Here is a 22,073-nt window from a genome sequence, read left to right as displayed (position 1 = left end):
AAGGAGGAGAGAAATGGTGGAGTCGATCGCACGCGTGCGACACATCCGCGTCACCCCCCAGAAGGCTCGCCGTGTCGTGAACCTGATCCGCGGGAAGCAGGCTCAGGAGGCACTGGCCATCCTGAAGTTCGCGCCGCAGGGTGCGTCCGAGCCCGTCTACAAGCTCGTCGCCTCGGCGATGGCCAACGCTCGCGTCAAGGCCGATGCCTCGAACGAGTACCTCGACGACCAGGACCTGATCGTGTCCCGCGCCTTCGTCGATGAGGGAACCACCCTCAAGCGATTCCAGCCCCGTGCTCAGGGTCGTGCCTTCCGCATCAACAAGCGCACCAGCCACATCACCGTCGTGCTGGCCACTCCTGAGGAGGGGACCAAGTAATGGGTCAGAAAGTAAACCCCTACGGTTTCCGTCTGGGAATCACCACCGACCACGTGTCGCGCTGGTTCTCCGACAGCACCAAGAAGGGCCAGCGGTACAGCGACTACCTCGCCGAGGACGTCAAGATCCGCCGACTCCTCGCCACGCAGCTCGACCGTGCGGGCGTCGCCCGCATCGAGATCGAGCGCACCCGTGACCGCGTCCGCGTCGACATCCACACCGCCCGCCCGGGCATCGTGATCGGCCGCCGCGGCGCCGAGGCCGAGCGCATCCGCGCCGACCTCGAGAAGCTCACGGGCAAGCAGATCCAGCTGAACATCCTCGAGGTCAAGAACCCCGAGGCCGAGGCGCAGCTGGTCGCCCAGGGCATCGCCGAGCAGCTCTCCGCCCGCGTGGCCTTCCGCCGCGCGATGCGCAAGGGCCTGCAGGGTGCTCAGCGCGCCGGCGCCAAGGGCGTCCGCATCCAGGTCTCCGGCCGCCTCGGCGGCGCCGAGATGAGCCGCTCGGAGTTCTACCGCGAGGGACGCGTGCCGCTGCACACCCTCCGCGCGAACATCGACTACGGCTTCTACGAGGCGAAGACCACCTTCGGCCGCATCGGCGTGAAGGTCTGGATCTACAAGGGCGACATCACCAACAAGGAGCTCGCCCGCGAGCAGGCGAACAGCAAGTCGTCGCGCCCCGAGCGCAGCGACCGTCCGCGCCGTGCACCCCGCCAGCAGAGCGAGGCGCCCGTCGCAGCAGGAGTTGAGGCATAACCATGTTGATTCCGCGTCGAGTCAAGCACCGCAAGCAGCACCACCCGGGCCGGTCCGGCCAGGCCACCGGTGGCACCAAGGTGTCGTTCGGTGAGTTCGGCATCCAGGCCCTCACCCCCGCCTACGTGACCAACCGTCAGATCGAGTCCGCTCGTATCGCGATGACGCGTCACATCAAGCGCGGCGGAAAGGTGTGGATCAACATCTACCCCGACCGTCCGCTCACCAAGAAGCCCGCCGAGACCCGCATGGGTTCCGGTAAGGGCTCGCCGGAGTGGTGGGTCGCGAACGTCAAGCCGGGTCGCGTCCTCTTCGAGGTCGCCGGCGTCGACGAGCAGCTCGCTCGTGAGGCCATGACCCGTGCCATCCACAAGCTGCCCCTCAAGGCACGCATCATCAAGCGCGAGGAGGGAGACGCGTAATGGCGATCGGATCCAAGGAGCTCGCCCCCGCCGAGCTCGACACCTACGAGGACGAGCGTCTCGTCACCGAGCTGAAGAAGGCCAAGGAGGAGCTGTTCAACCTCCGCTTCCAGTCGGCCACCGGTCAGCTGGACACCAACGGCCGCCTGCGTGCCGTCAAGCGCGACATCGCCCGCATCTACACGGTCATCCGTGAGCGCGAGCTGGGCATCCGCGCCACCCCCGCACCCGTCGAGGCCCCGGCCAAGGTGGAGAAGAAGCCCAAGACCAAGAAGGCCGCCAAGGCCGAGGTCGAGGCGACCGAGTCGAACGAGGAGGCCAAGTAATGGCAACCGTCAATGACAGCGCCGGCCACGAGTCGGCCGCCCACGACGTGAAGGAGGCGGGCGCTCGCGGATACCGCAAGACCCGTCGCGGCTACGTCACCAGCGACAAGATGGACAAGACCATCGTCGTCGAGGTCGAGGACCGGGTGAAGCACCCGCTGTACGGCAAGGTCATCCGCCGTACGTCCAAGGTCAAGGTCCACGACGAGCTGAACTCCGCCGGCATCGGCGACTCCGTCGTCATCAGCGAGACCCGTCCCCTCAGCGCCACCAAGCGCTGGCGCCTGGTCGAGATCCTCGAGAAGGCCAAGTAGGCCGCGGCCTACTTGAGTTAGCAGGAGAGACACATGCTTCAGCAAGAATCCCGAGTCAAGGTCGCCGACAACACCGGCGCCAAGATGCTCCTCACCATCCGCGTCCTCGGAGGCTCCGGCCGCCGCTACGCGGGCCTCGGTGACATCATCGTCGCCACCGTCAAGGACGCGATCCCCGGTGGCAACGTGAAGAAGGGCGACGTGGTCAAGGCCGTCATCGTCCGCACCATCAAGCAGACCCGTCGCGCCGACGGCTCGTACATCAAGTTCGACGAGAACGCCGCCGTCATCCTCAAGAACGACGGGGACCCCCGTGGCACCCGCATCTTCGGACCGGTCGGTCGCGAGCTCCGCGACAAGAAGTTCATGAAGATCGTCTCGCTGGCACCGGAGGTTATCTAGTCATGGCCAAGATCAAGAAGGGTGACCTCGTCCAGGTCATCTCGGGCGCTACCCAGGCCCGCGGTGGAGACCGCGGCAAGCAGGGCAAGGTCCTCGAGGTGCTGGTCGAGCGCAACCGCGTCGTCGTCGAGGGCGTGAACTTCGTCAAGAAGCACGTCCGCGTCGGCCAGACGCAGCGCGGCTCGAAGGAGGGCGGCATCGAGACCGTCGAGGCCTCGATCCACATCTCCAACGTCGCGCTCGTCGACCCGAAGACCAAGAAGCCGACCCGGGTCGGCCACCGCAACGTGGCCGTCACCAAGGACGGCGTGACCAAGACCGTTCGCGTGCGCTACGCGAAGGCGTCGGGTGAGGAACTGTAATGACTGACACCACCGCAGTGGCTGCGAAGGTTCAGCCGCGGCTCAAGGCCAAGTACCAGGCCGACATCATCCCCGCTCTCAAGGAGCAGTTCGGCTTCGGCAACGTCCACCAGGTCCCCGGCCTGGTCAAGGTCGTCGTCAACACCGGTGTCGGTGAGGCCGCCCGCGACGGCAAGATCATCGACGGCGCGGTCAAGGACCTCACCGCCATCACCGGTCAGAAGCCGCAGGTCACCAAGGCCCGCAAGTCCATCGCGCAGTTCAAGCTGCGCGAGGGTCAGGCCATCGGCGCTCACGTCACCCTCCGGGGCGACCGCGCCTGGGAGTTCCTGGACCGCCTGCTCTCGGTGGCGCTGCCCCGCATCCGCGACTTCCGCGGGCTGTCGGACCGCCAGTTCGACGGCAACGGCAACTACACCTTCGGCATCACGGAGCAGTCGATCTTCCACGAGATCGACCAGGACCGCATCGACCGCGTCCGCGGCTTCGACGTGACCGTCGTGACCACCGCCAAGACCGACGACGAGGGTCGCGCGCTGCTCAAGCAGCTCGGCTTCCCGTTCAAGTCGTCGGACAACGCGTAAGCAGCAAGCCTCGAGGCCGGGGGACGGTGAGAACCGCCCTCCGGCCTCGTCGTGCGTCCGCCGCCGGACCGGTCCGTCCGGAGCCGGCGGCGGGCGCCACGCGGGATCCCCGGATCCCGTGCACGATCGGCCCTCGACCGCAGGACCTCGGCCATGTAGCATGGCTCGTTGGCCTGCGTTCGCGCGGCCGCATGGGCGTCGACGTCGTCGGCGCCGTCCCACACCACAGGTCGTCACTCTTGTAAAGGGTGCCGAAACCAGGCGAGAAAGGCACCATCAGCCATGACCATGACTGATCCGGTCGCAGATCTGCTGACCAGAATCCGTAACGCGAACTCCGCGCACCACGACTCCATCACCCTCCCGGGCTCGAAGCTCAAGGCGAACATCGCCGAGATCCTCAAGACCGAGGGCTACATCGCCGACTGGAAGGTCGAGGAGGCGCGCGTCGGCACGACGCTCTCCATCTCCCTCAAGTACGGCCCGAACCGCGAGCGCTCGATCGCCGGCATCAAGCGGGTCTCGAAGCCCGGACTCCGCGTGTACGCGAAGTCGGCCGAGATCCCCACCGTGCTCGGCGGCCTCGGCGTCGCCATCCTGTCCACCTCGAGCGGTCTCCTGACCGACCGCCAGGCCGAGAAGAAGGGCGTGGGTGGGGAAGTCCTCGCCTACGTGTGGTAAACCCTCATGTCGCGTATTGGAAGACTCCCCATCGAGATCCCGGCGGGCGTCGACGTCTCCGTCGCCGGATCCGCTGTGACCGTCAAGGGCCCCAAGGGCGAGCTGACCGTCTCGGTCGCCAGCCCCATCCAGGTGTCCGTCGAGAACGGCCAGGTGCTGGTCTCGCGTCCCGATGACGAGCGCGAGTCGCGCTCGCTCCACGGCCTCACCCGCACGCTCATCGCGAACGACATCATCGGTGTCACGCAGGGCTACTCCAAGGGCCTCGAGGTCGTCGGAACCGGTTACCGCGTGCTGGCGAAGGGCTCGGACATCGAGTTCGCGCTCGGCTTCTCGCACCCGGTCGTCGTCACCCCGCCCGCGGGCATCTCGTTCACGGTCGAGGGCAACAACAAGCTCACCGTGCACGGCATCTCGAAGCAGGCCGTCGGTGAGGTGGCCGCCAACATTCGTAAGATCCGCAAGCCCGAGCCCTACAAGGGCAAGGGCGTGCGCTACGCCGGCGAGGTCGTTCGCCGCAAGGCCGGAAAGAGCGGTAAGTGATCATGGGACTCGGAACCAGAGGAAAGAGCAAGTCCGCTGCGCGCGGTCGTCGTCACGACCGTCTGCGCAAGAAGGTCGTCGGATCCGCCGAGCGCCCCCGCCTCGTCGTCAACCGCTCGGCCCGCCACGTCTTCGTGCAGGTCGTCGACGACGCTCAGGGCCGCACCCTCGCGTCGGCGTCGACCCTCGAGGCCGACCTGCGCGTGTTCGACGGCGACAAGACCGCCAAGGCCCGCAAGGTCGGCGAGCTCGTCGCCGAGCGCGCCAAGAACGCCGGTGTCGAGGCGGTCGTCTTCGACCGCGGAGGCAACAAGTACGCCGGTCGCGTCGCCGCGATCGCCGATGGAGCACGAGAGGCAGGGCTCAACCTGTGAGCGCCGCAGAGAACAAGGAACCCGAGGTCGCCGCTGTGTCGGAGGCCCCCGTCGAGACCGCTGCGTCCACGCAGCCGCAGCAGGAGGCTCGTGAGCCCCGCCGCGGCGGCCGCGACCGCAACCAGGGTGGCCGCGACCGCGGTGGCCGTGACGCCGAGAAGAGCCAGTTCCTCGAGCGCGTCGTGACCATCAACCGCGTGTCGAAGGTCGTCAAGGGCGGTCGTCGCTTCAGCTTCACCGCGCTCGTGGTCGTCGGAGACGGCAACGGACTGGTGGGCGTCGGCTACGGCAAGGCCCGCGAGGTCCCGACCGCCATCTCCAAGGGCGTCGAGGAGGCGAAGAAGAACTTCTTCCGCGTCCCCCGCGTCGCCTCGACCATCCCGCACCCCGTCCAGGGTGAGGCCGCCGCCGGTGTGGTGCTCCTGCGCCCCGCCGCCGCGGGTACCGGTGTCATCGCCGGCGGTCCCGTCCGCGCCGTCCTCGAGTGCGCCGGCATCCACGACGTCCTGAGCAAGTCGCTCGGCTCGTCGAACACCATCAACATCGTCCACGCGACCGTCGAGGCTCTGAAGCAGCTCGAGGAGCCGCGCGCCGTCGCAGCTCGTCGTGGTCTCGACTTCGACCAGGTCGCGCCGGCACGTCTCGTCCGTGCCGAGGCCGACGCCCTCGCCGCCGCGTCCAACGCGAAGGCAGGTGCCTGATGGCCCAGCTCAAGGTGACCCAGATCAAGTCGAAGGTCAGCGAGAAGCAGTACCAGCGCGACACGCTGCGCTCGCTCGGCCTCAGGAAGATCGGTCAGAGCGTCGTCCGCGAGGACAACGCCCAGAACCGCGGATACGTGAAGACCGTCGCCCACCTGGTGAAGGTCGAGGAGATTGACTAATGGCTGAGACGAAGAAGGCCGCCGCCGCGGAGTCCACGACTCCCGCGCAGGCGACCACCACGAAGGGCGCGGCGGCGCCGGCGACCAAGGAGCACGTGCTCAAGGTCCACCACCTCCGCCCCGCTGCCGGAGCCAAGAAGGCCAAGACCCGCGTGGGTCGCGGTGAGGGCTCCAAGGGAAAGACCGCCGGTCGCGGCACCAAGGGCACCAAGGCCCGCTACCAGGTGCGCGTCGGCTTCGAGGGTGGGCAGATGCCGCTGCACATGCGCACCCCGAAGCTCCGCGGCTTCAAGAACCCGTTCCGGGTCGAGTACCAGGTCGTGAACCTGTCCGCTCTCGCGGAGCTCTACCCCCAGGGCGGCGACGTCACCATCGGCGACCTGGTCGCCAAGGGTGCTGTCCGCAAGAACGAGAAGGTCAAAGTCCTCGGGGACGGCGACATTGCGGTTAAGCTGAACGTCGCGGTCGACAAGGTCTCCAGCTCTGCCGAGCAGAAGATCGTCGCTGCGGGCGGATCCATCAAGTAGCACCAGCAGCTTGTCGGTCGAGCTTGCCACGCCGACTCCCTCCGGGAGCGCGTGGCAAGCTCGACCTGTATCCCGCACCACAGAATTGAGCAGGAGACCTTAGGTAGTGTTTGGCGCCGTTGCGCGGATCTTCCGCACCCCCGACCTCCGCCGCAAGATCGGCTTCACCCTCGCGATCGTGGCGATCTTCCGGCTGGGATCCTTCATCCCTGCTCCGTTCGTCGACTTCAGCGCCGTGCAGGCCTGTCTCGCCGGCAACCAGGGCACCTCGGGTCTCTACGAGCTCGTGAACCTCTTCAGCGGTGGAGCACTGCTCCAGCTGTCGATCTTCGCGCTCGGGATCATGCCGTACATCACGGCGTCGATCATCGTGCAGCTGCTGCGCGTGGTCATCCCTCACTTCGAGACGCTGTACAAGGAGGGGCAGTCCGGTCAGGGCAAGCTCACCCAGTACACGCGGTACCTCACCATCGCGCTCGGCGTCCTCCAGTCGACGACGCTGATCACCGTCGCCCGCTCGGGCGCCCTCTTCGGCAACTCCGGTGTCCCGGAGTGCTCGGCGCTCATCATCACCGACGAGTGGTACTCCATCCTCCTCATGGTCATCACCATGACCGCGGGCACCGGGATCATCATGTGGATGGGCGAGCTCATCACCGAGCGCGGCATCGGCAACGGCATGTCGCTGCTGATCTTCACCTCGATCGCCGCCCAGTTCCCCACCTCCCTGTGGTCGATCGCGCAGTCGCGCGGCTTCGAGACCTTCCTCCTCGTCCTCGGCGTGGGCCTCGTGCTCGTGGTCGCCGTGGTCTTCGTGGAGCAGTCTCAGCGGCGGATCCCCGTGCAGTACGCCAAGCGGATGGTCGGCCGCCGCACCTACGGCGGCAACAACACCTACATCCCGATCAAGGTCAACATGGCCGGCGTCGTGCCCGTCATCTTCGCCTCGTCGCTGCTGTACCTGCCCGCGCTCATCGCGCAGTTCAACCAGCCCGCCGCTGGCCAGGAGGCCCCGGTCTGGGTCACCTGGATCACGAACTACCTCACCAAGGGCGATCACCCGCTCTACATGGCGCTGTACTTCCTCCTGATCGTGGGCTTCACCTACTTCTACGTCGCGATCACCTTCAACCCGGACGAGGTCGCCGACAACATGAAGCGCTACGGCGGCTTCATCCCCGGCATCCGCGCCGGCCGCCCGACCGCCGAGTACCTCAACTACGTGCTCACCCGGGTGACGCTGCCTGGATCGGTCTACCTCGGCCTCATCGCGCTCGTGCCCCTCGTGGCCCTCGCGCTGGTCGGTGCGAACCAGAACTTCCCCTTCGGCGGCACGTCCATCCTGATCATCGTCGGAGTCGGCCTGGAGACGGTGAAGCAGATCGACTCCCAGCTGCAGCAGCGCCACTACGAAGGACTCCTCCGATGACGTCGCACCCGATCGGCTTCCGTCTCCTGCTGATCGGCCCTCCCGGCGCAGGCAAGGGGACCCAGGCCGCTCGGCTGAGCGACATCCTCCGGGTGCCCGCCATCTCCACCGGGGACATCTTCCGCGCGAACGTCGCCAACGAGACCGACCTCGGTCTCCAGGCGAAGGCCTACCTCGACAACGGGCGCTACGTGCCGGACGAGCTGACCAACGCGATCGTGCACGACCGCCTCCAGGAGGCGGACGCGTCGACCGGGTTCCTGCTCGACGGCTACCCGCGCACCACGGAGCAGGTCGACGAGCTCGACCGCATCCTCGCAGCGGACGACAACCGGCTCGATGCGGTCGTCCAGCTGACGGCCGATCCCGACGAGGTCGTCGGCCGCCTTCTCAAGCGCTCGCTCGAGCAGGGGCGCAGCGACGACACCGAGGACGTCATCCGGCGCCGACTCGCGCTCTACGAGGAGCAGACCGCTCCGCTCATCGACGTCTACGCGGCCCGCGGGCTCGTGGTCGTGGTCGACGGCCTCGGGCCGGTCGACGAGGTGACCGAGCGGATCGTCGTCGCCCTCGAGGGCCACCGCGTGGGCCGCCTCGACACCCCGGCCGCCTGAGCCGTGGCGTTCCGCTCCTCGCTCTACAAGACGCCCGCGCAGCTGCGGTCGATGCTCGCTCCGGGCCTCGCCACGGCCGCCTCGCTCGATGCGGTCCGCGCGGCGATCCGCCCGGGCGTCACCACGCTCGAGCTCGACGCGATCGCCGAGTCGGCGATCGTCGCACTCGGCGGCCACTCGAACTTCCAGCTCGTCCCGGGCTACCGGCACACGATCTGCGCCTCGGTCAACGACGAGGTGGTCCACGGCATCCCCGGCGGGCGCGTGCTCGAGCCGGGCGACCTGGTCTCCATCGACAGCGGCGCCGAGATCGACGGCTGGAACGGCGACTCCGCGATGACGGTGGTCCTGCCCGATCCCTCCCGACCGGAGGAGGTCGCGGCACGCGCCGAGCTCTCGCGGGTGACCGAGGGATCCCTGTGGCGGGGGATCGCCGCCCTCGCCTCCGCCCGACACCTCAACGAGGTCGGCGCGGCGATCGAGGAGTACATCGAGGACGAGGCCGAGCGCTCGGGCCGCGTCTACGGCATCCTCACCGACTACATCGGCCACGGCATCGGGCGCACCATGCACGAGGCTCCGCCGGTCTTCAACTACCGGGTGCGCCAGCGCGGCCCCGAGGTGAAGCCGGGACTCGTCGTCGCGATCGAGCCGATGGTCACCGCGGGCAGCGCCGAGACCTTCGTCCGCGAGGACGAGTGGACGGTCGCAACCGAGGACAGCAGCATGGCCGCCCACTGGGAGCACTCCGTCGCCGTGCACCACGACGGCATCTGGGTCACCACGCTCGCCGACGGCGGCGCGGCCGGCCTCGCCCCCTACGGGATCGTGCCGACGCCCTTCGCCTGACTCGACGACGCGCAGGGGTGGGGCCGGTCCGATGCGGAGGGAGGGTGCTGTCGTCCTCTCGCGACTGGCTCGGGTCTGGCGGGCGCCCGCAGGGCGCGGGATGGCGCGAGAGGACGACAGCACCCTCTCGATCCCTGTCTGAGCGGACAGTCAGCTGTCGATCACCCGCACCAGCTCCTCGATGAAGCCGCCGAAGTCCGTGGAGCGCCGGATGAGGCGCTGCACCTCCGCCCGGTCGGCGAACACCTCGACGAACTGGTCGAACACCGACTGGAAGGTGCTGCGGCCGGCCGAGGCGAACGCGATCATCGCGATCACGTTCACCCGCTGCTCGCCCCACTCCATCGCGGTGTCGTTCACGACGATCGCGATGGAGGTGCGGCGGGCGCTCATCGCCATCGCGTGCGGGACCGCGAGGTTGTCGGTGAACGCCGTGGAGCTCATCCGCTCGCGCTCGATGGCGCCGTCGACGTAGTCCTCGTCGATGATGCCGCCGGCGATCATCCGCTCGCCCAGCATCCGGATCATCGCCGCCTCGTCGCGCGCGTGCACGTTGCGGAAGAACAGCTCCTCGTCGAAGAACTGCAGCAGCTCGTCCTTGATCTGCGCGCGGCGGCGGTGCCGGCGGACGCGGGCGATGGCCCGGCGCACCGTCTCGACGTCGTGGTCGGTGAGGAACGGCTGCACGACCACGACGTCATCGGACGCGGGGCGCTCGTCGATCGTGGTGATCACGAGGTCGGCGGTGAGCCGGTCCCAGTCGACGTCGCTCCGCGTGATCAGCGAGCGCACCTCCACCTCGGTGCCGAGCGAGCGCTCGACGCGCAGGCGGAGCATGTGAGCGAGGTCGTAGTAGTTGGGGCAGACGATCACGCAGGACAGACGCTCCTCCCGCCGGGACACCCGCTCGAGGAACGAGCCGACGTGGAGGGCGATGTAGGCGATCTCGTCCTCGTTGACCACGATGCCCCGCCGGCGCTGCAGCCCGCTCGCCAGGAACACCGCGATCTCGTAGGTCATCGGGTAGCTGGTCTTGATCGAGCGGGTGAGCGGGTTGCGGGAGTAACCGCCCTCGGCGGCCCGGGCGATCAGGTTCCGCACGTGCAGGGCGAGGCGGACGATGAAGCCCTCGTCGTCGAGGTCGACCAGGTACTCGCGGTTGACGTCGGCGACGAGCTCGCGGACGACGGCGAGGTCCTCCGGGTCGAGGTAGTTCTCGACCACGGCGGCGACCGGCTCGTTCTGCCCGGGCGTCGCCACCCGCGTCGTCATCAGGATCGCGAGCTGGGCGAGCTCGGCGTCGGTCAGGCGCGTCGCGAAGTGCCGCTCCACGAGCTCCGCCAGCAGGGCCGCGAGCTCGCCGTGGATCGCGGGGGAGGGGCGGGAGCCGGAGGGGTCCCCGATGCCCCGGGCGACGCGGTCGACGGCGATCGCGATGTGGAGGAGGACGCTGTTCACGCCGTAGTCGTTGATGTAGTAGCCGCGGGTCTCGAGCTCGGCCAGCAGCTCGGTCTTGAAGGCGCCGAGGCCGGGGGAGGCGAACTCGCGCTGGACGTCGTCGAGCGTGAAGACGCCCTGCGCGCTCTCGTCGCGGAACATCCGCGAGATCAGGCGGCGGCGGGCCTCCTCGCTGCCCTCGAGGCGCACCGACGGGCCGCGCCGGACCAGCCCGAGGCCGGCCTCGTCGGCGAGGGCCTTCACCCGGCGCAGATCGGCGTCGACGGTCGACTCGCTCACCGACAGCGCGTCGGCGAGGGCGAAGACGTCCAGGCCCTCGTCGGAGTCGACCAGGCGGCGGACGATGCTGTACAGCCGGTCACGCGGTGTGTCGGGCTCGACGTCGCGGCTGCGCTGCGCCTCCAGGTAGGCCGCGTACGCCTCGCGCGCGAGCCGGTAGCCGTTCGCGGAGGACTCGACCGGCTCCAGCGGGGCGGCCTGCGCCTTCACCGCGGTGACGTAGCTCCGGACGCTGCGGGTGGTGACTCCGAGCCTGTCGGCGAGCTCGTGCGCCGTCACCCAGCCGTCGGCGCGGGAGAGGTACTCCAGCAGTCGTTCGCGGTTGTCAGGCATCAGGCTCCAGGCGTGCGGTCGGGGCGGGCGCCGGGAGCGCCACGACCCTGCCGTGGGCCCGCAGGACGCGGGCGGCGAGTCGTACGTCCCGTCAGTCAATCACCCCGGCGACGCGCCCGGGAGCCCCCGCGCCGCGGTGGAAGGGGCCGTCTTCCGCCCCCGCGGAAGATTGTCTGCTGGAGGGTGCCGCCCCTCCGAGGGGATGCTTGGATGAATCACGACCCGGACGCGAGGAGGCGAACGAGGTGCGGAAGATCCTGATCGTCTGCGGTGCAGGCGCGTCGAGCACGTTCCTGGCCCACCGGCTGCGAGCGGGCGCGAAGGAGCGCGGCATGGATGCCGTGTTCCGCTCCGAGACCCTCACCGGTCTCGACCACTCCCTCCCCGAGGCCGACGTCCTCCTCGTGGGGCCGCACCTCGAGTCGCAGTTCGACGGACTCCGCCACCGTGCGGAGCTCGTGGGAGCCGCGGCCGCCCTCCTCCCGCCCGATGTCTTCGGAGCGCACGGTGCCGATGCCGTGCTCGAGACCCTGCCCGTCCTCTTCGCCGCTCGCGCGGTCGTCGCAGGCGCGGACGGGGACTCCTCCACCCGCCCGGTCCGTCCGGGCGAGCCCGACTCCGGGCACCACTGATGCAGTCGCGACTGCAGGATCAAGGAGAAACGTTCATGGTCGAGCGCACCGTGCAGGTTGCATCGTCGAAGGGCCTCCACGCCCGCCCCGCCTCGCTCTTCAGCCAGGCCGCGGCGAAGTCGGGTCAGAAGGTCCTCGTCGCCAAGGGCGACGCGACCCCGGTCAACGCCGCGTCGATCCTCGGGATCATCTCGCTCGGCATCGAGCACGGCGACGAGCTCACCGTCAGCGTCGAGGGCGACAACGAGCAGGCCGTCCTCGAGGAGCTCGCGACCTTCCTCACCACCGACCACGACGCGTGACGCGGAGCGTCACGCAAGGCGGCCGGCCCCGGTGCCCACGGCGCCGGTAGCCGCGGCAGCCCCTGGAGCGTGACGGCGACCCTCACCGGGTCGCATCAGGCGCCTGCGGGACCCGGCCCCGCCCTCTGCCGGCCCCACGCCGCCGCCCCCGCATCCTCTTCTCCCGCCCGCACTCCGCACGACAGGAACGAGCACCCATGACGCTGTCCACTCCTCAGACCGCCTACGCCTCCGCCAAGCTCCAGGGCACCGGAGTGGGACGCGGGTTGGCCCTCGGGCCGGTCCTGCGCATGCCGGAGCCGCTGCCCGAGCCCGAGGACACCGCCAGCACCCGCAGCGTCGCCCAGGAGGAGGAGCGCGCCGTCTCGTCGCTGTCCGCCACCGCCGCGACGATCCGCCACCGAGGCGAGCGGGCCGGCGGCTCGGCGAAGGACGTCCTCGACGCCCAGGCCCTGATGGCCGAGGACCCGTCCCTCGCGGACGACGTCAAGGCGCGGATCGCCGGGGGCAAGACCGCGGAGCGCGCCGTGCACGAGGCCTTCGCCGGCTTCCGCGACCTGCTCGTGGCGATGGGCGGCTACATGGCCGAGCGCGCGACCGACCTCGACGACGTCTCGCAGCGCGTCGTGGCGCACCTGCGCGGCGTCGCCGCTCCCGGCGTCCCCGAGTCGGACGAGCCGTTCGTGCTCGTCGCCCGCGACCTCGCTCCGGCCGACACGGCGCTGCTCGACCTCGAGAAGGTCCTCGGCCTGATCACCAGCGACGGTGGACCGACCTCGCACACGGCGATCCTCGCCCGGGAGAAGTCGATCACCGCCATCGTCGGCACCACCGGCGCCCTCGACCTGCGGGACGGCCAGCTCGTCATCCTCGACGCCACCTCCGGCGTCGTGACGGTGAACCCCTCGGACGCCGAGATCGGCGCCGCGAAGTCCTCGATCGCCGAGCGCGCCGAGATGCTCGCCGCACCGGTCGTCCCCGGCGCGCTGGCCGACGGCCACGCCGTGCCGCTGCTCGCGAACCTCGGCTCGGCCGACGGCGCTGCGAACGCGGTCGAGCTCGGCGCCGAGGGAGTGGGGCTGTTCCGCACCGAGTTCCTCTTCCTCGACGCGAAGGAGGCGCCCTCGGTCGCCGAGCAGGCGGAGCAGTACACGCGCCTGCTCGCCGCGTTCCCCGGCCGCAAGGTCGTCGTCCGCGCGCTCGACGCCGGCGCCGACAAGCCGCTGAGCTTCCTCAACGACGACCACGAGGAGAACCCGGCCCTCGGTCTCCGCGGACTGCGCGCCCTCCGCGCCAGCGAGCAGATCCTCCGCGACCAGCTCACCGCCCTCGCCCAGGCCGACGCCGCCACCGACGCCGACCTCTGGGTCATGGCGCCGATGGTCGCGACCGTGGACGAGACCCGCTACTTCACCTCGATGGCGCGGGAGCTCGGCATCCGCACCGCCGGAGTGATGGTGGAGGTCCCCTCCTCCGCCCTGCTCGCCGACCGCATCCTCGGAGTCGCGGACTTCGCCTCGATCGGCACCAACGACCTGACCCAGTACACGCTCGCCGCCGACCGCATGCTCGGCACGGTCTCGGCGTTCCAGGACCCGTGGCACCCGGCCGTGCTCCGCCTCGTCGGCGAGGTCGGCCGCGCGGGAGCGGCGCTGGGCAAGCCCGTCGGGATCTGCGGAGAAGCCGCCGCCGACCCGCTGCTCGCCGTGGTCCTCGTCGGCCTCGGCGCCACCACCCTCTCGATGTCGCCGTCGGCTCTCGCCGACGTCCGCGCCGAGCTGGCCGAGCACACCCTCGACGACGCCAAGCGGTACGCGGAGCTCGCTCTCGCCGCCGACAGCGCCGCCGACGCCCGCTCCGCGGTCACCGAGGCGATCGCCGCCTCCTGATCCCGGATCACCAGCCCCACCCCCCCCCCTGCACCACCCCGCCACTCGGGAGCCGGGACGCCTCAGGAGCGTCCCGCCCGCCCGCCCCTAGAAATCGGAGAACACACCACATGACAACGACGTCAGCGACGTCGACGCGCGGTGGAGCGCGCGTCCACGTCCAGCGCTTCGGCACCTTCCTCTCGGGAATGGTCATGCCGAACATCGCGGCCTTCATCGCCTGGGGCTTCATCACGGCCCTCTTCATCCAGACCGGATGGCTCCCGCTCCTCGGCATCGACGCCACCTGGGTCCAGCAGTTCGGCGGCTGGAGCACGGATCCCGACGTGGTCAACACCGGCCTCGTCGCCCCGATGATCACCTACCTCCTCCCGCTCCTCATCGCGAACACCGGCGGCCGCATGGTCTACGGCGCCCGCGGTGGCGTGGTCGGCACCATCGCGACCATGGGCGTCATCGTCGGCGCCGGCATCCCGATGTTCATCGGCGCCATGATCATGGGCCCGCTGTCGGCGTGGCTCATGAAGAAGGTCGACTCGATCTGGGACGGCAAGATCAAGCCCGGCTTCGAGATGCTGGTCAACAATTTCTCCGCCGGAATCCTCGGCCTCCTCCTCGCGCTCCTCGCCTTCGCGGGCGTCGCGCCGCTCGTGGTCGGTCTCTCGACCGCCCTCGGTGCGGGCGTGGAGTTCCTGGTCAACGCGGGCCTGCTCCCGCTGACCTCGCTCTTCATCGAGCCGGCGAAGATCCTCTTCCTGAACAACGCCATCAACCACGGCATCCTCACGCCGCTGGGCGTGCAGCAGGCGGAGGAGGCGGGCAAGTCCTACCTCTTCCTCCTCGAGGCCAACCCCGGCCCCGGCATGGGCGTGCTCCTGGCCTTCGCGTTCTTCGGCGTCGGCGCGGCCCGCGCCTCGGCTCCCGGCGCGGCGATCATCCACTTCATCGGCGGCATCCACGAGATCTACTTCCCGTACGTGCTGATGAAGCCGGCGCTGCTCGCAGCCGTCATCCTCGGCGGTGCGACCGGTGTCGCGACGAACGTCGCGTTCAACTCCGGCCTCCGCGCCCCCGCCTCGCCCGGCTCGATCATCGCGGTGCTCCTGCAGACCGCGAACGACAGCTTCCTCGGCGTCATCCTCTCGGTGATCCTCGCGACCGCCGTGTCGTTCCTGGTGGCCTCGGTCATCATCCGGTCCGGCCGCAAGCGCGACCTGGCCGCGGAGCAGGAGGGCGACGACAAGCTCGCCGCCGCCGTCGCCGCCAACGAGGCGAACAAGGGCAAGGAGAGCGCCGTCGGCTCGCTCATCAACGCCCGCGGCGCCAACGCTCCGCAGGACTCGGCCGGCGCCTCGACCGCGGGAGCCACGGCCACCGCGACCCAGGTCCGGAACATCGTCTTCGCCTGCGACGCCGGCATGGGCTCGTCCGCGATGGGCGCCTCTGTTTTGCGGAACAAGATGAAGAAGGCGGGCTTCGAGGACGTCACGGTCACCAACAAGGCGATCGCCGCTCTCGAGGACGACGTGGACCTGGTCATCACCCAGGCCGAGCTCACGGAGCGCGCCCGCCAGCGCACCCCGGGCGCCATCCACGTCTCCGTGGACAACTTCATGAACAGCCCGAAGTACGACGAGGTCGTCTCGCTGGTCGCGGAGCAGCACGGCAAGTAGTACGCCAACCATTCGGAGGGAACCCGTAGGGTGCGACAGAGCGGACACGCTCCGCTCGCCCCTGCGGGTTCCCTCGCTGTCAGCACCTCCACGGAAGGACGCACCCCATGAGCGACGTGCTCACCATCGGACAGATCGACGCCTCCGGCACCGCCACCACGAAGGAGGCCGCCATCAAGGAGGCCGCCGACATGCTGGTCGGCGTCGGCGCGGTCACCCCCGCCTACTACGAGGCCATGCTCGCCCGCGAGGCGACCGTCTCGACCTACATGGGCAACCTGCTCGCCATCCCGCACGGCACCAACGACGCGAAGGACGAGATCCGCTCCTCCGCCCTCTCGTTCGTGCGCTACGCGCAGCCGATCGACTGGGACGGCAACGAGGTGCGCTTCGTCGTCGGCATCGCCGGCGTCGACAACGAGCACCTCGAGATCCTCTCCAAGATCGCGATCATCTTCTCGGAGGAGGACGAGGTGCAGAAGCTCCTCGACGCCCCGGACGCGCAGTCGCTCTACAGCCTGCTGGGCGAGGTCAACTCCTGATGCCCACCGCCGTCCACTTCGGCGCCGGCAACATCGGCCGCGGCTTCGTCGGCCTGATCCTGCACGGCGCCGGCTACGAGCTCGTCTTCGCCGACGTCAACTCCGAGCTGATCGGCCGCCTCGCCGCCGCCGACAGCTACGAGGTGCACGAGGTGGGGGAGGAGGCGGCCACGCACGTCGTCGACCGCTTCCGCGCGATCGACTCGGCCGCCGACGAGGAGGCGCTCGTCCGCGAGATCGCCGCCGCCGACATCGTCACCACGGCCGTCGGCCCGAACATCCTGCGCTTCGTCGCCCCCGTGATCGCGAAGGGCCTCGCCGCCCGCGACGAGTCGGCGCCGCGGCTGGCGGTCATGGCCTGCGAGAACGCGATCAACGCCACGCGCCTCCTGCAGACCGAGGTCGCCGCGAACCTCGGCGCGGACGAGTGGGAGCGCCTGCGCACCCGCGCCGTCTTCGCCGACACCGCGGTGGACCGCATCGTCCCGAACCAGGACCCGGGCCAGGGCCTGGACGTGACAGTGGAGAGCTTCTTCGAGTGGGTCGTCGACCGCACTCCGTTCGAGGGCACCGAGCCGGAGATCCCGGGCGCGACCTGGGTCGACGACCTCGAGCCCTTCATCGAGCGGAAGCTCTTCACGGTGAACACCGGCCACGCGACGGCCGCCTACACCGGCTTCGCGGCCGGAGCGCACAAGCTTTCCGACGCGCTGGCGATGCCCGAGGTGCACGACGCGGTCAAGGCCGCGCTCGAGGACACCAAGGCGCTCATCGTGGCCAAGCACGGCTTCAGCGACGAGGAGCAGCAGGCCTACCTCGAGAAGACGCTGAAGCGCTTCGCGAATCCGTACCTGACCGACACGGTCGACCGGGTGGGACGCCAGCCGCTGCGGAAGCTGTCGCGGCACGAGCGCTTCATCGGACCGGCGGCCGAGCTCGCCGAGCGCGGGCGCACGCCGGAGGGCCTGCTCGCCGCGATCGGCGCCGCGCTGCGCTTCGACGTGCCCGAGGATCCCCAGAGCGTGGAGCTCCACGAGAAGCTGGCCGCGCTCACCCCGGAGGAGTTCGTGGCGGAGGTCACCGGCCTCACGGCCGAGCACCCGCTCTTCGACCGGGTCGTGGCGGTCGTCCGCGGCTAGTCCCGTGGCCGCACGGCGGTGAACGACGACGAGGTCCCCTGCTTCCCGCGGGGGACCTCGTCGTCGTCTGCGGCGGCTCGGGCGGAGCGCTAGAACAGCCGCCAGCGCGTGAGCGGCCAGGCCACGGCGAAGACGCGCCCGGTGACCCTGTCGATCGGCACGGTCTTCACGCACGTGTCGATCGGCCCGCCGGCGCCGCGGCACTCGCCGAGCGAGTCGTTGGAGTTCGACCGGTGGTCGCCCAGGACGAAGAGGGAGCCCTCGGGGACGGTGTACTCGTCGAAGCAGCGGAGGGACGCGGGGCTCGTCGTGCAGTCGAGGGTCCCGGGGGTGAAGGGGAAGTCCTCGAACACGTAGGACTCGTCCAGCGGCTTCCCGTCGACCAGCACATGCCCCTCGGCGTCGCAGCAGGAGACGGTGTGGCCCCCCTCGGCGATCAGCCTCTTGACGAGGAACTCCTCGTGGGAGGGGCCGATGCTGGTGACGTCGCCGAACGTCTTCACGATCTCGGAGAGGGGGCTGCCGGCCTCGTCGCTCGCGCCCCAGTCGGCGTCGCGCGAGAAGACGACGATCTGGCCCTCCTCCGGCCCGCCCTGGAGGGCGAGGGTGCGGTCGACCAGGATGCGGTCGCCGAAGAATCCGCCGCCCTGGAGGGTGTTCTCCATCGAGCCGGTCGGCACCGTGTACACCTTCACGAAGAAGGTCTGCACCAGGGCGATGACCGCGATCGCCGCCAGGATCGTCACCACCGGGTGCGAGTACCAGCTCCGCCTCGCGGTCGCGGACCTCGTCGTGCGCGCCATGTGCTCTCCCTCCGGCTCGACGGAGCCAGCCTAGGCGGCGGCGGACGCAGGGCCGGGCAGGGGGCGCGCGTCGGGCGCGGAGGCGGAGGAGGGGGCGACACGCCCGAGGTGGCGGAACGGCCGCGATTCGCGTAGTATCGACCCTTGGTGTTTTGCGCGTGCTCCGGCATGCCCGCGAACCCCGATCCGGGCTCTCGCCCGGTGGTGGCTCGTCGCGGAAACATTCGCACGACCAGTACACACACTACTTCCGAACGACAGTGAGGCTATGGCCAAAAAAGACGGTGTCATCGAAATCGAAGGTGCGGTTGTCGAGGCGCTCCCCAACGCGATGTTCCGCGTGGAGCTGACCAACGGACACAAAGTTCTCGCCCATATCTCGGGCAAGATGCGTCAGCACTACATCCGGATCCTCCCCGAGGACCGGGTGATCGTGGAGCTGAGCCCCTACGACCTGACCCGCGGCCGGATCGTCTACCGCTACAAGTAGGCGTTCGCTCCGCTGACGTTCGCGACGTGCGTGTCCTGTAAGGAACGGCCCCGGCATCCGCCGGGAGCACGACGCCAGCGAAAACAAGGACAAGAACAATGAAGGTCAACCCCAGCGTCAAGCGCATCTGCGACCACTGCAAGATCATCCGCCGCCACGGCAACGTGATGGTCATCTGCAGCAGCAACCCCCGCCACAAGCAGCGCCAGGGCTAGTCCCGCTGCTTCCGCGAGGGAGCGCAGGGGCGGCGTGCCGCCCCCACTGCACAACTGAACACACCCGCAGCACCAGAAATCGCGCAGCACCCCGGCGACCCCGGGGTGGACGGCGAGGACACCTTCGGTCGGAGGCCGAGGCACCGGTGCTGCTTCACACCTCCACTCACTCACAGGAGAAGCCACAATGGCACGTCTGGCAGGAGTAGACATCCCGCGCGAGAAGCGCGTGGAGGTCGCACTGACCTACATCTACGGTGTCGGCCGCACTCGCGCGCTCAAGACCCTGAGCGACACCGGGATCGACGGCAACATCCGCGTCAAGGACCTCAGCGACGACCAGCTCGTCTCGCTCCGCGACTACATCGAGGGCAACTACAAGGTGGAGGGCGACCTCCGCCGCGAGGTCGCCGCCGACATCCGCCGCAAGGTCGAGATCGGCTCGTACGAGGGCCTCCGCCACCGTCGCGGCCTCCCGGTCCGTGGACAGCGCACCAAGACGAACGCGCGCACCCGCAAGGGACCCAAGCGCACCGTCGCCGGCAAGAAGAAGGCCGGCCGCAAGTAACGCGGGCGACACGGACCTAGAGGAGATACAGAATTGGCTACCCCCAAGTCGGCCGCGCGCAAGCCGCGCCGCAAGGAGAAGAAGAACATCGCTGTGGGCCAGGCCCACATCAAGTCGACGTTCAACAACACCATCGTCTCGATCACCGACCCCTCCGGGGCCGTCATCAGCTGGGCCTCGTCCGGTGGAGTCGGCTTCAAGGGCTCGCGCAAGTCGACGCCGTTCGCCGCCCAGCTCGCCGCCGAGTCGGCCGCGCGCCAGGCTCAGGAGCACGGCATGAAGAAGGTGGACGTCTTCGTGAAGGGCCCCGGCTCGGGTCGTGAGACCGCGATCCGCTCGCTCCAGGCCGCAGGCCTCGAGGTCGGCTCGATCAACGACGTCACCCCGCAGGCGCACAACGGCTGCCGCCCGCCCAAGCGTCGTCGCGTCTAAGCAGCACTCGCAGCCGTCGGTCGGCCGCACGAACCGCCTCCGGGCGGGGAGTGCGGCCGACCGGCGGATCGCGCATTTCTTTCACAACTCCACACCTCGCAAACGCACGTGTCATATAGCGGACACGTGATCGAAAGGAATCATCAGTGCTTATCGCACAGCGTCCGACGCTCACCGAGGAGAACATCTCGGAGTTCCGTTCCCGCTTCGTCATCGAGCCCCTCGAGCCCGGCTTCGGCTACACGCTCGGCAACTCGCTGCGTCGCACCCTGCTGTCCTCCATCCCCGGCGCCGCTGTCACCAGCATCCGGATCGACGGAGTCCTGCACGAGTTCACGACCGTCCCGGGTGTCCGCGAGGACGTCACCGAGATCATCCTGAACATCAAGGGACTCGTCGTCTCCTCCGAGCACGACGAGCCGATCACCGCCTACCTGCGCAAGCAGGGAGCCGGCCAGGTCACCGCCGCGGACATCTCGGCTCCGGCCGGTGTCGAGATCCACAACCCGGAGCTCGTCATCGCCACGCTGAACGACAAGGCGAAGTTCGAGCTCGAGCTCACGATCGAGCGCGGCCGCGGCTACGTCTCGGCGACCCAGAACCGCAGCGAGTTCTCCGAGGCCGGCCAGATCCCGGTCGACTCGATCTACTCGCCCGTGCTGAAGGTCACCTACCGCGTCGAGGCCACCCGTGCCGGCGAGCGCACCGACTTCGACCGTCTGGTCGTGGACGTGGAGACGAAGGCCGCGATCTCGCCGCGCGACGCCATCGCCTCCGCCGGACGCACGCTGACCGAGCTGTTCGGTCTCGCCCGCGAGCTGAACAACGCGGCCGAGGGCATCGAGATCGGCCCCGCGCCGGTCGACGCGGTCCTCTCGACCGAGCTGTCCATGCCCATCGAGGACCTCGACCTCTCGGTGCGCAGCTACAACTGCCTCAAGCGCGAGGGCATCAACAACGTCAATGAGCTCGTCGCCCTCTCGGAGACGCAGCTCATGAACATCCGCAACTTCGGTCAGAAGTCGGTGGATGAGGTCAAGGAGAAGCTGACGGAGCTCGGCCTGTCGCTCAAGGACTCGGTCCCCGGGTTCGACGGCGCCCACTTCTACAGCTACGACGACGAGAGCATCTAGGTCCTCCGCTCCGGAGCCCCGGCTCCTCGCGTCCGACCTGCTGACACCCCTTTAGTACTGGAGTAAACCCATGCCCAAGCCCACCAAGGGCCCCCGCCTCGGAGGCGGACCCGCACACGAGCGCCTGCTGCTGGCGAACCTGGCCGCGGCCCTGTTCACGCACAAGAGCATCAAGACGACCGAGACCAAGGCCAAGCGCCTTCGTCCGCTCGCCGAGCGCCTGGTGACCTTCGCCAAGCGCGGCGACCTGCACGCCCGCCGTCGCGTCCTCGCGACGATCGGTGACAAGTCGGTCGTCCACGAGCTCTTCACCGAGATCGCTCCGCTCGTCGCCGAGCGCGAGGGCGGCTACACCCGCATCACCAAGATCGGCCCCCGCAAGGGAGACAACGCGCCCATGGCCGTGATCGAGCTCGTCCTCGAGCCCGTCACGCCCAAGGCGAAGAAGTCGCGCACCGCCACGGCGCCCGTGTCCGCTCCGGTGGACGAGGCCCCCGCCGAGGAGACCACTGCCGAGGAGACCCCCGTCGAGGAGGCGCCCGTGCAGGACGCTCCCGTCGAGGACGCCGCGCAGGACGCTCCTGTCGAGGAGACCGGCGCGACCAAGTAGTCACGCCCCCTCTGCCGAGAGCCCTCCGTCCCCTCCGGGGCGGGGGGCTCTCGTCGTTCCACGGGGCCGAGTCGCGCGAATCGTCGCTTACGATGGCACGGCTGCGCTCGTCGGGTGCGGCCGCGTCA

The 22,073-nt window shown here is 69.3% G+C and carries 31 protein-coding genes; 29 read left to right on the top strand and 2 right to left on the bottom strand.

What is annotated here, in order from left to right:
• The first annotated feature begins 13 nt into the window (after positions 1-13).
• The 17 genes from rplV (at position 14) to map (ending at position 9,447) form a co-directional block, all read left to right on the top strand.
• Positions 14-379 carry a 50S ribosomal protein L22 gene (gene rplV / locus GSU40_RS12635; RefSeq protein ID WP_077221988.1) on the top strand — a complete coding sequence of 122 codons (366 nt, stop codon included), beginning with the start codon at positions 14-16 and terminating at the stop codon, positions 377-379.
• Positions 379-1,137, top strand: a complete 759-nt coding sequence (gene rpsC / locus GSU40_RS12630) for a 30S ribosomal protein S3 (protein ID WP_068209439.1) — start codon at positions 379-381, stop codon at positions 1,135-1,137. The genes rplV and rpsC overlap by 1 nt, the downstream gene beginning before the upstream one ends.
• A 2-nt stretch (positions 1,138-1,139) precedes the next feature.
• Positions 1,140-1,559, top strand: a complete 420-nt coding sequence (gene rplP / locus GSU40_RS12625) for a 50S ribosomal protein L16 (protein WP_068209436.1) — start codon at positions 1,140-1,142, stop codon at positions 1,557-1,559.
• Positions 1,559-1,885, top strand: a complete 327-nt coding sequence (gene rpmC / locus GSU40_RS12620; RefSeq protein ID WP_159939077.1) for a 50S ribosomal protein L29 — start codon at positions 1,559-1,561, stop codon at positions 1,883-1,885. Before rplP ends, rpmC begins: the two co-directional genes overlap by 1 nt.
• Positions 1,885-2,199 (top strand): 30S ribosomal protein S17, encoded by a 315-nt coding sequence (gene rpsQ / locus GSU40_RS12615; RefSeq protein ID WP_104224563.1) that lies wholly within the window; start codon positions 1,885-1,887, stop codon positions 2,197-2,199. Before rpmC ends, rpsQ begins: the two co-directional genes overlap by 1 nt.
• A gap of 33 nt (positions 2,200-2,232) precedes the next feature.
• Entirely contained in the window at positions 2,233-2,601 is a 369-nt protein-coding gene (rplN, locus tag GSU40_RS12610) for a 50S ribosomal protein L14 (protein WP_104224562.1), read from the top strand.
• A 2-nt stretch (positions 2,602-2,603) separates the two neighbouring features.
• Positions 2,604-2,963 (top strand): 50S ribosomal protein L24, encoded by a 360-nt coding sequence (rplX, locus tag GSU40_RS12605; protein ID WP_104224561.1) that lies wholly within the window; start codon positions 2,604-2,606, stop codon positions 2,961-2,963.
• Complete coding sequence (rplE, locus tag GSU40_RS12600) at positions 2,963-3,547, top strand: 50S ribosomal protein L5 (protein WP_068209425.1); 585 nt, start codon at positions 2,963-2,965, stop codon at positions 3,545-3,547. The genes rplX and rplE overlap by 1 nt, the downstream gene beginning before the upstream one ends.
• A gap of 282 nt (positions 3,548-3,829) precedes the next feature.
• Complete coding sequence (rpsH, locus tag GSU40_RS12595) at positions 3,830-4,228, top strand: 30S ribosomal protein S8 (RefSeq protein ID WP_068209423.1); 399 nt, start codon at positions 3,830-3,832, stop codon at positions 4,226-4,228.
• A 6-nt stretch (positions 4,229-4,234) separates the two neighbouring features.
• Positions 4,235-4,771, top strand: coding sequence for a 50S ribosomal protein L6 (rplF, locus tag GSU40_RS12590; protein WP_104224560.1), 537 nt, complete (start codon positions 4,235-4,237; stop codon positions 4,769-4,771).
• 2 nt (positions 4,772-4,773) lie between these two features.
• Entirely contained in the window at positions 4,774-5,145 is a 372-nt protein-coding gene (gene rplR, locus GSU40_RS12585) for a 50S ribosomal protein L18 (protein ID WP_056037296.1), read from the top strand.
• 35 nt (positions 5,146-5,180) lie between these two features.
• Positions 5,181-5,846: a 30S ribosomal protein S5 gene (rpsE, locus tag GSU40_RS12580; protein ID WP_181027197.1), complete on the top strand. Its 666-nt coding sequence runs from the start codon at positions 5,181-5,183 to the stop codon at positions 5,844-5,846.
• Positions 5,846-6,028: a 50S ribosomal protein L30 gene (gene rpmD, locus GSU40_RS12575; RefSeq protein WP_181024623.1), complete on the top strand. Its 183-nt coding sequence runs from the start codon at positions 5,846-5,848 to the stop codon at positions 6,026-6,028. Before rpsE ends, rpmD begins: the two co-directional genes overlap by 1 nt.
• Positions 6,028-6,555 carry a 50S ribosomal protein L15 gene (rplO, locus tag GSU40_RS12570; RefSeq protein WP_104226755.1) on the top strand — a complete coding sequence of 176 codons (528 nt, stop codon included), beginning with the start codon at positions 6,028-6,030 and terminating at the stop codon, positions 6,553-6,555. The genes rpmD and rplO overlap by 1 nt, the downstream gene beginning before the upstream one ends.
• A gap of 106 nt (positions 6,556-6,661) precedes the next feature.
• A complete protein-coding gene (secY, locus tag GSU40_RS12565; RefSeq protein WP_104224557.1) occupies positions 6,662-7,984 on the top strand; it encodes a preprotein translocase subunit SecY in 1,323 nt (440 codons plus the stop codon).
• Complete coding sequence (locus tag GSU40_RS12560; RefSeq protein WP_181065530.1) at positions 7,981-8,598, top strand: adenylate kinase; 618 nt, start codon at positions 7,981-7,983, stop codon at positions 8,596-8,598. Before secY ends, GSU40_RS12560 begins: the two co-directional genes overlap by 4 nt.
• A gap of 3 nt (positions 8,599-8,601) precedes the next feature.
• Positions 8,602-9,447: a type I methionyl aminopeptidase gene (gene map, locus GSU40_RS12555; RefSeq protein WP_104255704.1), complete on the top strand. Its 846-nt coding sequence runs from the start codon at positions 8,602-8,604 to the stop codon at positions 9,445-9,447.
• 150 nt (positions 9,448-9,597) lie between these two features.
• On the opposite strand, the gene GSU40_RS12550 is transcribed toward map, so the two are convergent.
• Positions 9,598-11,517 (bottom strand): BglG family transcription antiterminator, encoded by a 1,920-nt coding sequence (locus GSU40_RS12550; protein ID WP_104255705.1) that lies wholly within the window; start codon positions 11,515-11,517, stop codon positions 9,598-9,600.
• Between the two features lie 206 nt (positions 11,518-11,723).
• Here GSU40_RS12550 and GSU40_RS12545 point away from each other — a divergent pair, with 206 nt between their 5' ends.
• From GSU40_RS12545 to GSU40_RS12520, 6 genes are all read left to right on the top strand, one after another.
• Entirely contained in the window at positions 11,724-12,149 is a 426-nt protein-coding gene (locus GSU40_RS12545; protein WP_181065531.1) for a PTS sugar transporter, read from the top strand.
• A 35-nt stretch (positions 12,150-12,184) separates the two neighbouring features.
• Positions 12,185-12,451, top strand: coding sequence for an HPr family phosphocarrier protein (locus GSU40_RS12540; protein WP_104224553.1), 267 nt, complete (start codon positions 12,185-12,187; stop codon positions 12,449-12,451).
• Positions 12,452-12,648: 197 nt separating this feature from the next.
• Positions 12,649-14,340: a phosphoenolpyruvate--protein phosphotransferase gene (gene ptsP, locus GSU40_RS12535; protein ID WP_104269828.1), complete on the top strand. Its 1,692-nt coding sequence runs from the start codon at positions 12,649-12,651 to the stop codon at positions 14,338-14,340.
• 110 nt (positions 14,341-14,450) lie between these two features.
• On the top strand, positions 14,451-16,013 hold the full coding sequence (locus GSU40_RS12530) for a PTS mannitol transporter subunit IICB (protein WP_104224995.1): 1,563 nt from the start codon (positions 14,451-14,453) through the stop codon (positions 16,011-16,013).
• 107 nt (positions 16,014-16,120) lie between these two features.
• The gene (locus tag GSU40_RS12525; protein WP_104224996.1) at positions 16,121-16,555 is read left to right on the top strand and encodes a PTS sugar transporter subunit IIA; all 435 of its coding nucleotides are present in this window, start codon (positions 16,121-16,123) and stop codon (positions 16,553-16,555) included.
• Positions 16,555-17,694, top strand: a complete 1,140-nt coding sequence (locus GSU40_RS12520) for a mannitol-1-phosphate 5-dehydrogenase (protein WP_104317203.1) — start codon at positions 16,555-16,557, stop codon at positions 17,692-17,694. Before GSU40_RS12525 ends, GSU40_RS12520 begins: the two co-directional genes overlap by 1 nt.
• Positions 17,695-17,783: 89 nt before the next feature.
• Here the strand turns inward: GSU40_RS12520 and lepB are convergent, their stop codons facing one another.
• Positions 17,784-18,497, bottom strand: a complete 714-nt coding sequence (lepB, locus tag GSU40_RS12515) for a signal peptidase I (RefSeq protein WP_104224998.1) — start codon at positions 18,495-18,497, stop codon at positions 17,784-17,786.
• Positions 18,498-18,765: 268 nt separating this feature from the next.
• Here lepB and infA point away from each other — a divergent pair, with 268 nt between their 5' ends.
• From infA to rplQ, 6 genes are all read left to right on the top strand, one after another.
• A complete protein-coding gene (gene infA, locus GSU40_RS12510) occupies positions 18,766-18,987 on the top strand; it encodes a translation initiation factor IF-1 (protein ID WP_022883252.1) in 222 nt (73 codons plus the stop codon).
• 98 nt (positions 18,988-19,085) lie between these two features.
• Complete coding sequence (rpmJ, locus tag GSU40_RS12505; RefSeq protein ID WP_055787164.1) at positions 19,086-19,202, top strand: 50S ribosomal protein L36; 117 nt, start codon at positions 19,086-19,088, stop codon at positions 19,200-19,202.
• A gap of 187 nt (positions 19,203-19,389) precedes the next feature.
• Complete coding sequence (gene rpsM, locus GSU40_RS12500) at positions 19,390-19,770, top strand: 30S ribosomal protein S13 (protein ID WP_068251511.1); 381 nt, start codon at positions 19,390-19,392, stop codon at positions 19,768-19,770.
• A 33-nt stretch (positions 19,771-19,803) separates the two neighbouring features.
• Positions 19,804-20,202, top strand: coding sequence for a 30S ribosomal protein S11 (rpsK, locus tag GSU40_RS12495; RefSeq protein WP_055787170.1), 399 nt, complete (start codon positions 19,804-19,806; stop codon positions 20,200-20,202).
• A gap of 146 nt (positions 20,203-20,348) precedes the next feature.
• A complete protein-coding gene (locus tag GSU40_RS12490) occupies positions 20,349-21,335 on the top strand; it encodes a DNA-directed RNA polymerase subunit alpha (protein WP_104224999.1) in 987 nt (328 codons plus the stop codon).
• Positions 21,336-21,405: 70 nt separating this feature from the next.
• Positions 21,406-21,945 carry a 50S ribosomal protein L17 gene (rplQ, locus tag GSU40_RS12485; RefSeq protein WP_104225000.1) on the top strand — a complete coding sequence of 180 codons (540 nt, stop codon included), beginning with the start codon at positions 21,406-21,408 and terminating at the stop codon, positions 21,943-21,945.
• Positions 21,946-22,073: the final 128 nt, after the last annotated feature.

Source organism: Rathayibacter sp. VKM Ac-2805, assembly GCF_009834265.1.
Taxonomy (GTDB): Bacteria; Actinomycetota; Actinomycetes; order Actinomycetales; family Microbacteriaceae; genus Rathayibacter.
This window is presented reverse-complemented; position numbering and strand designations above follow the sequence as displayed.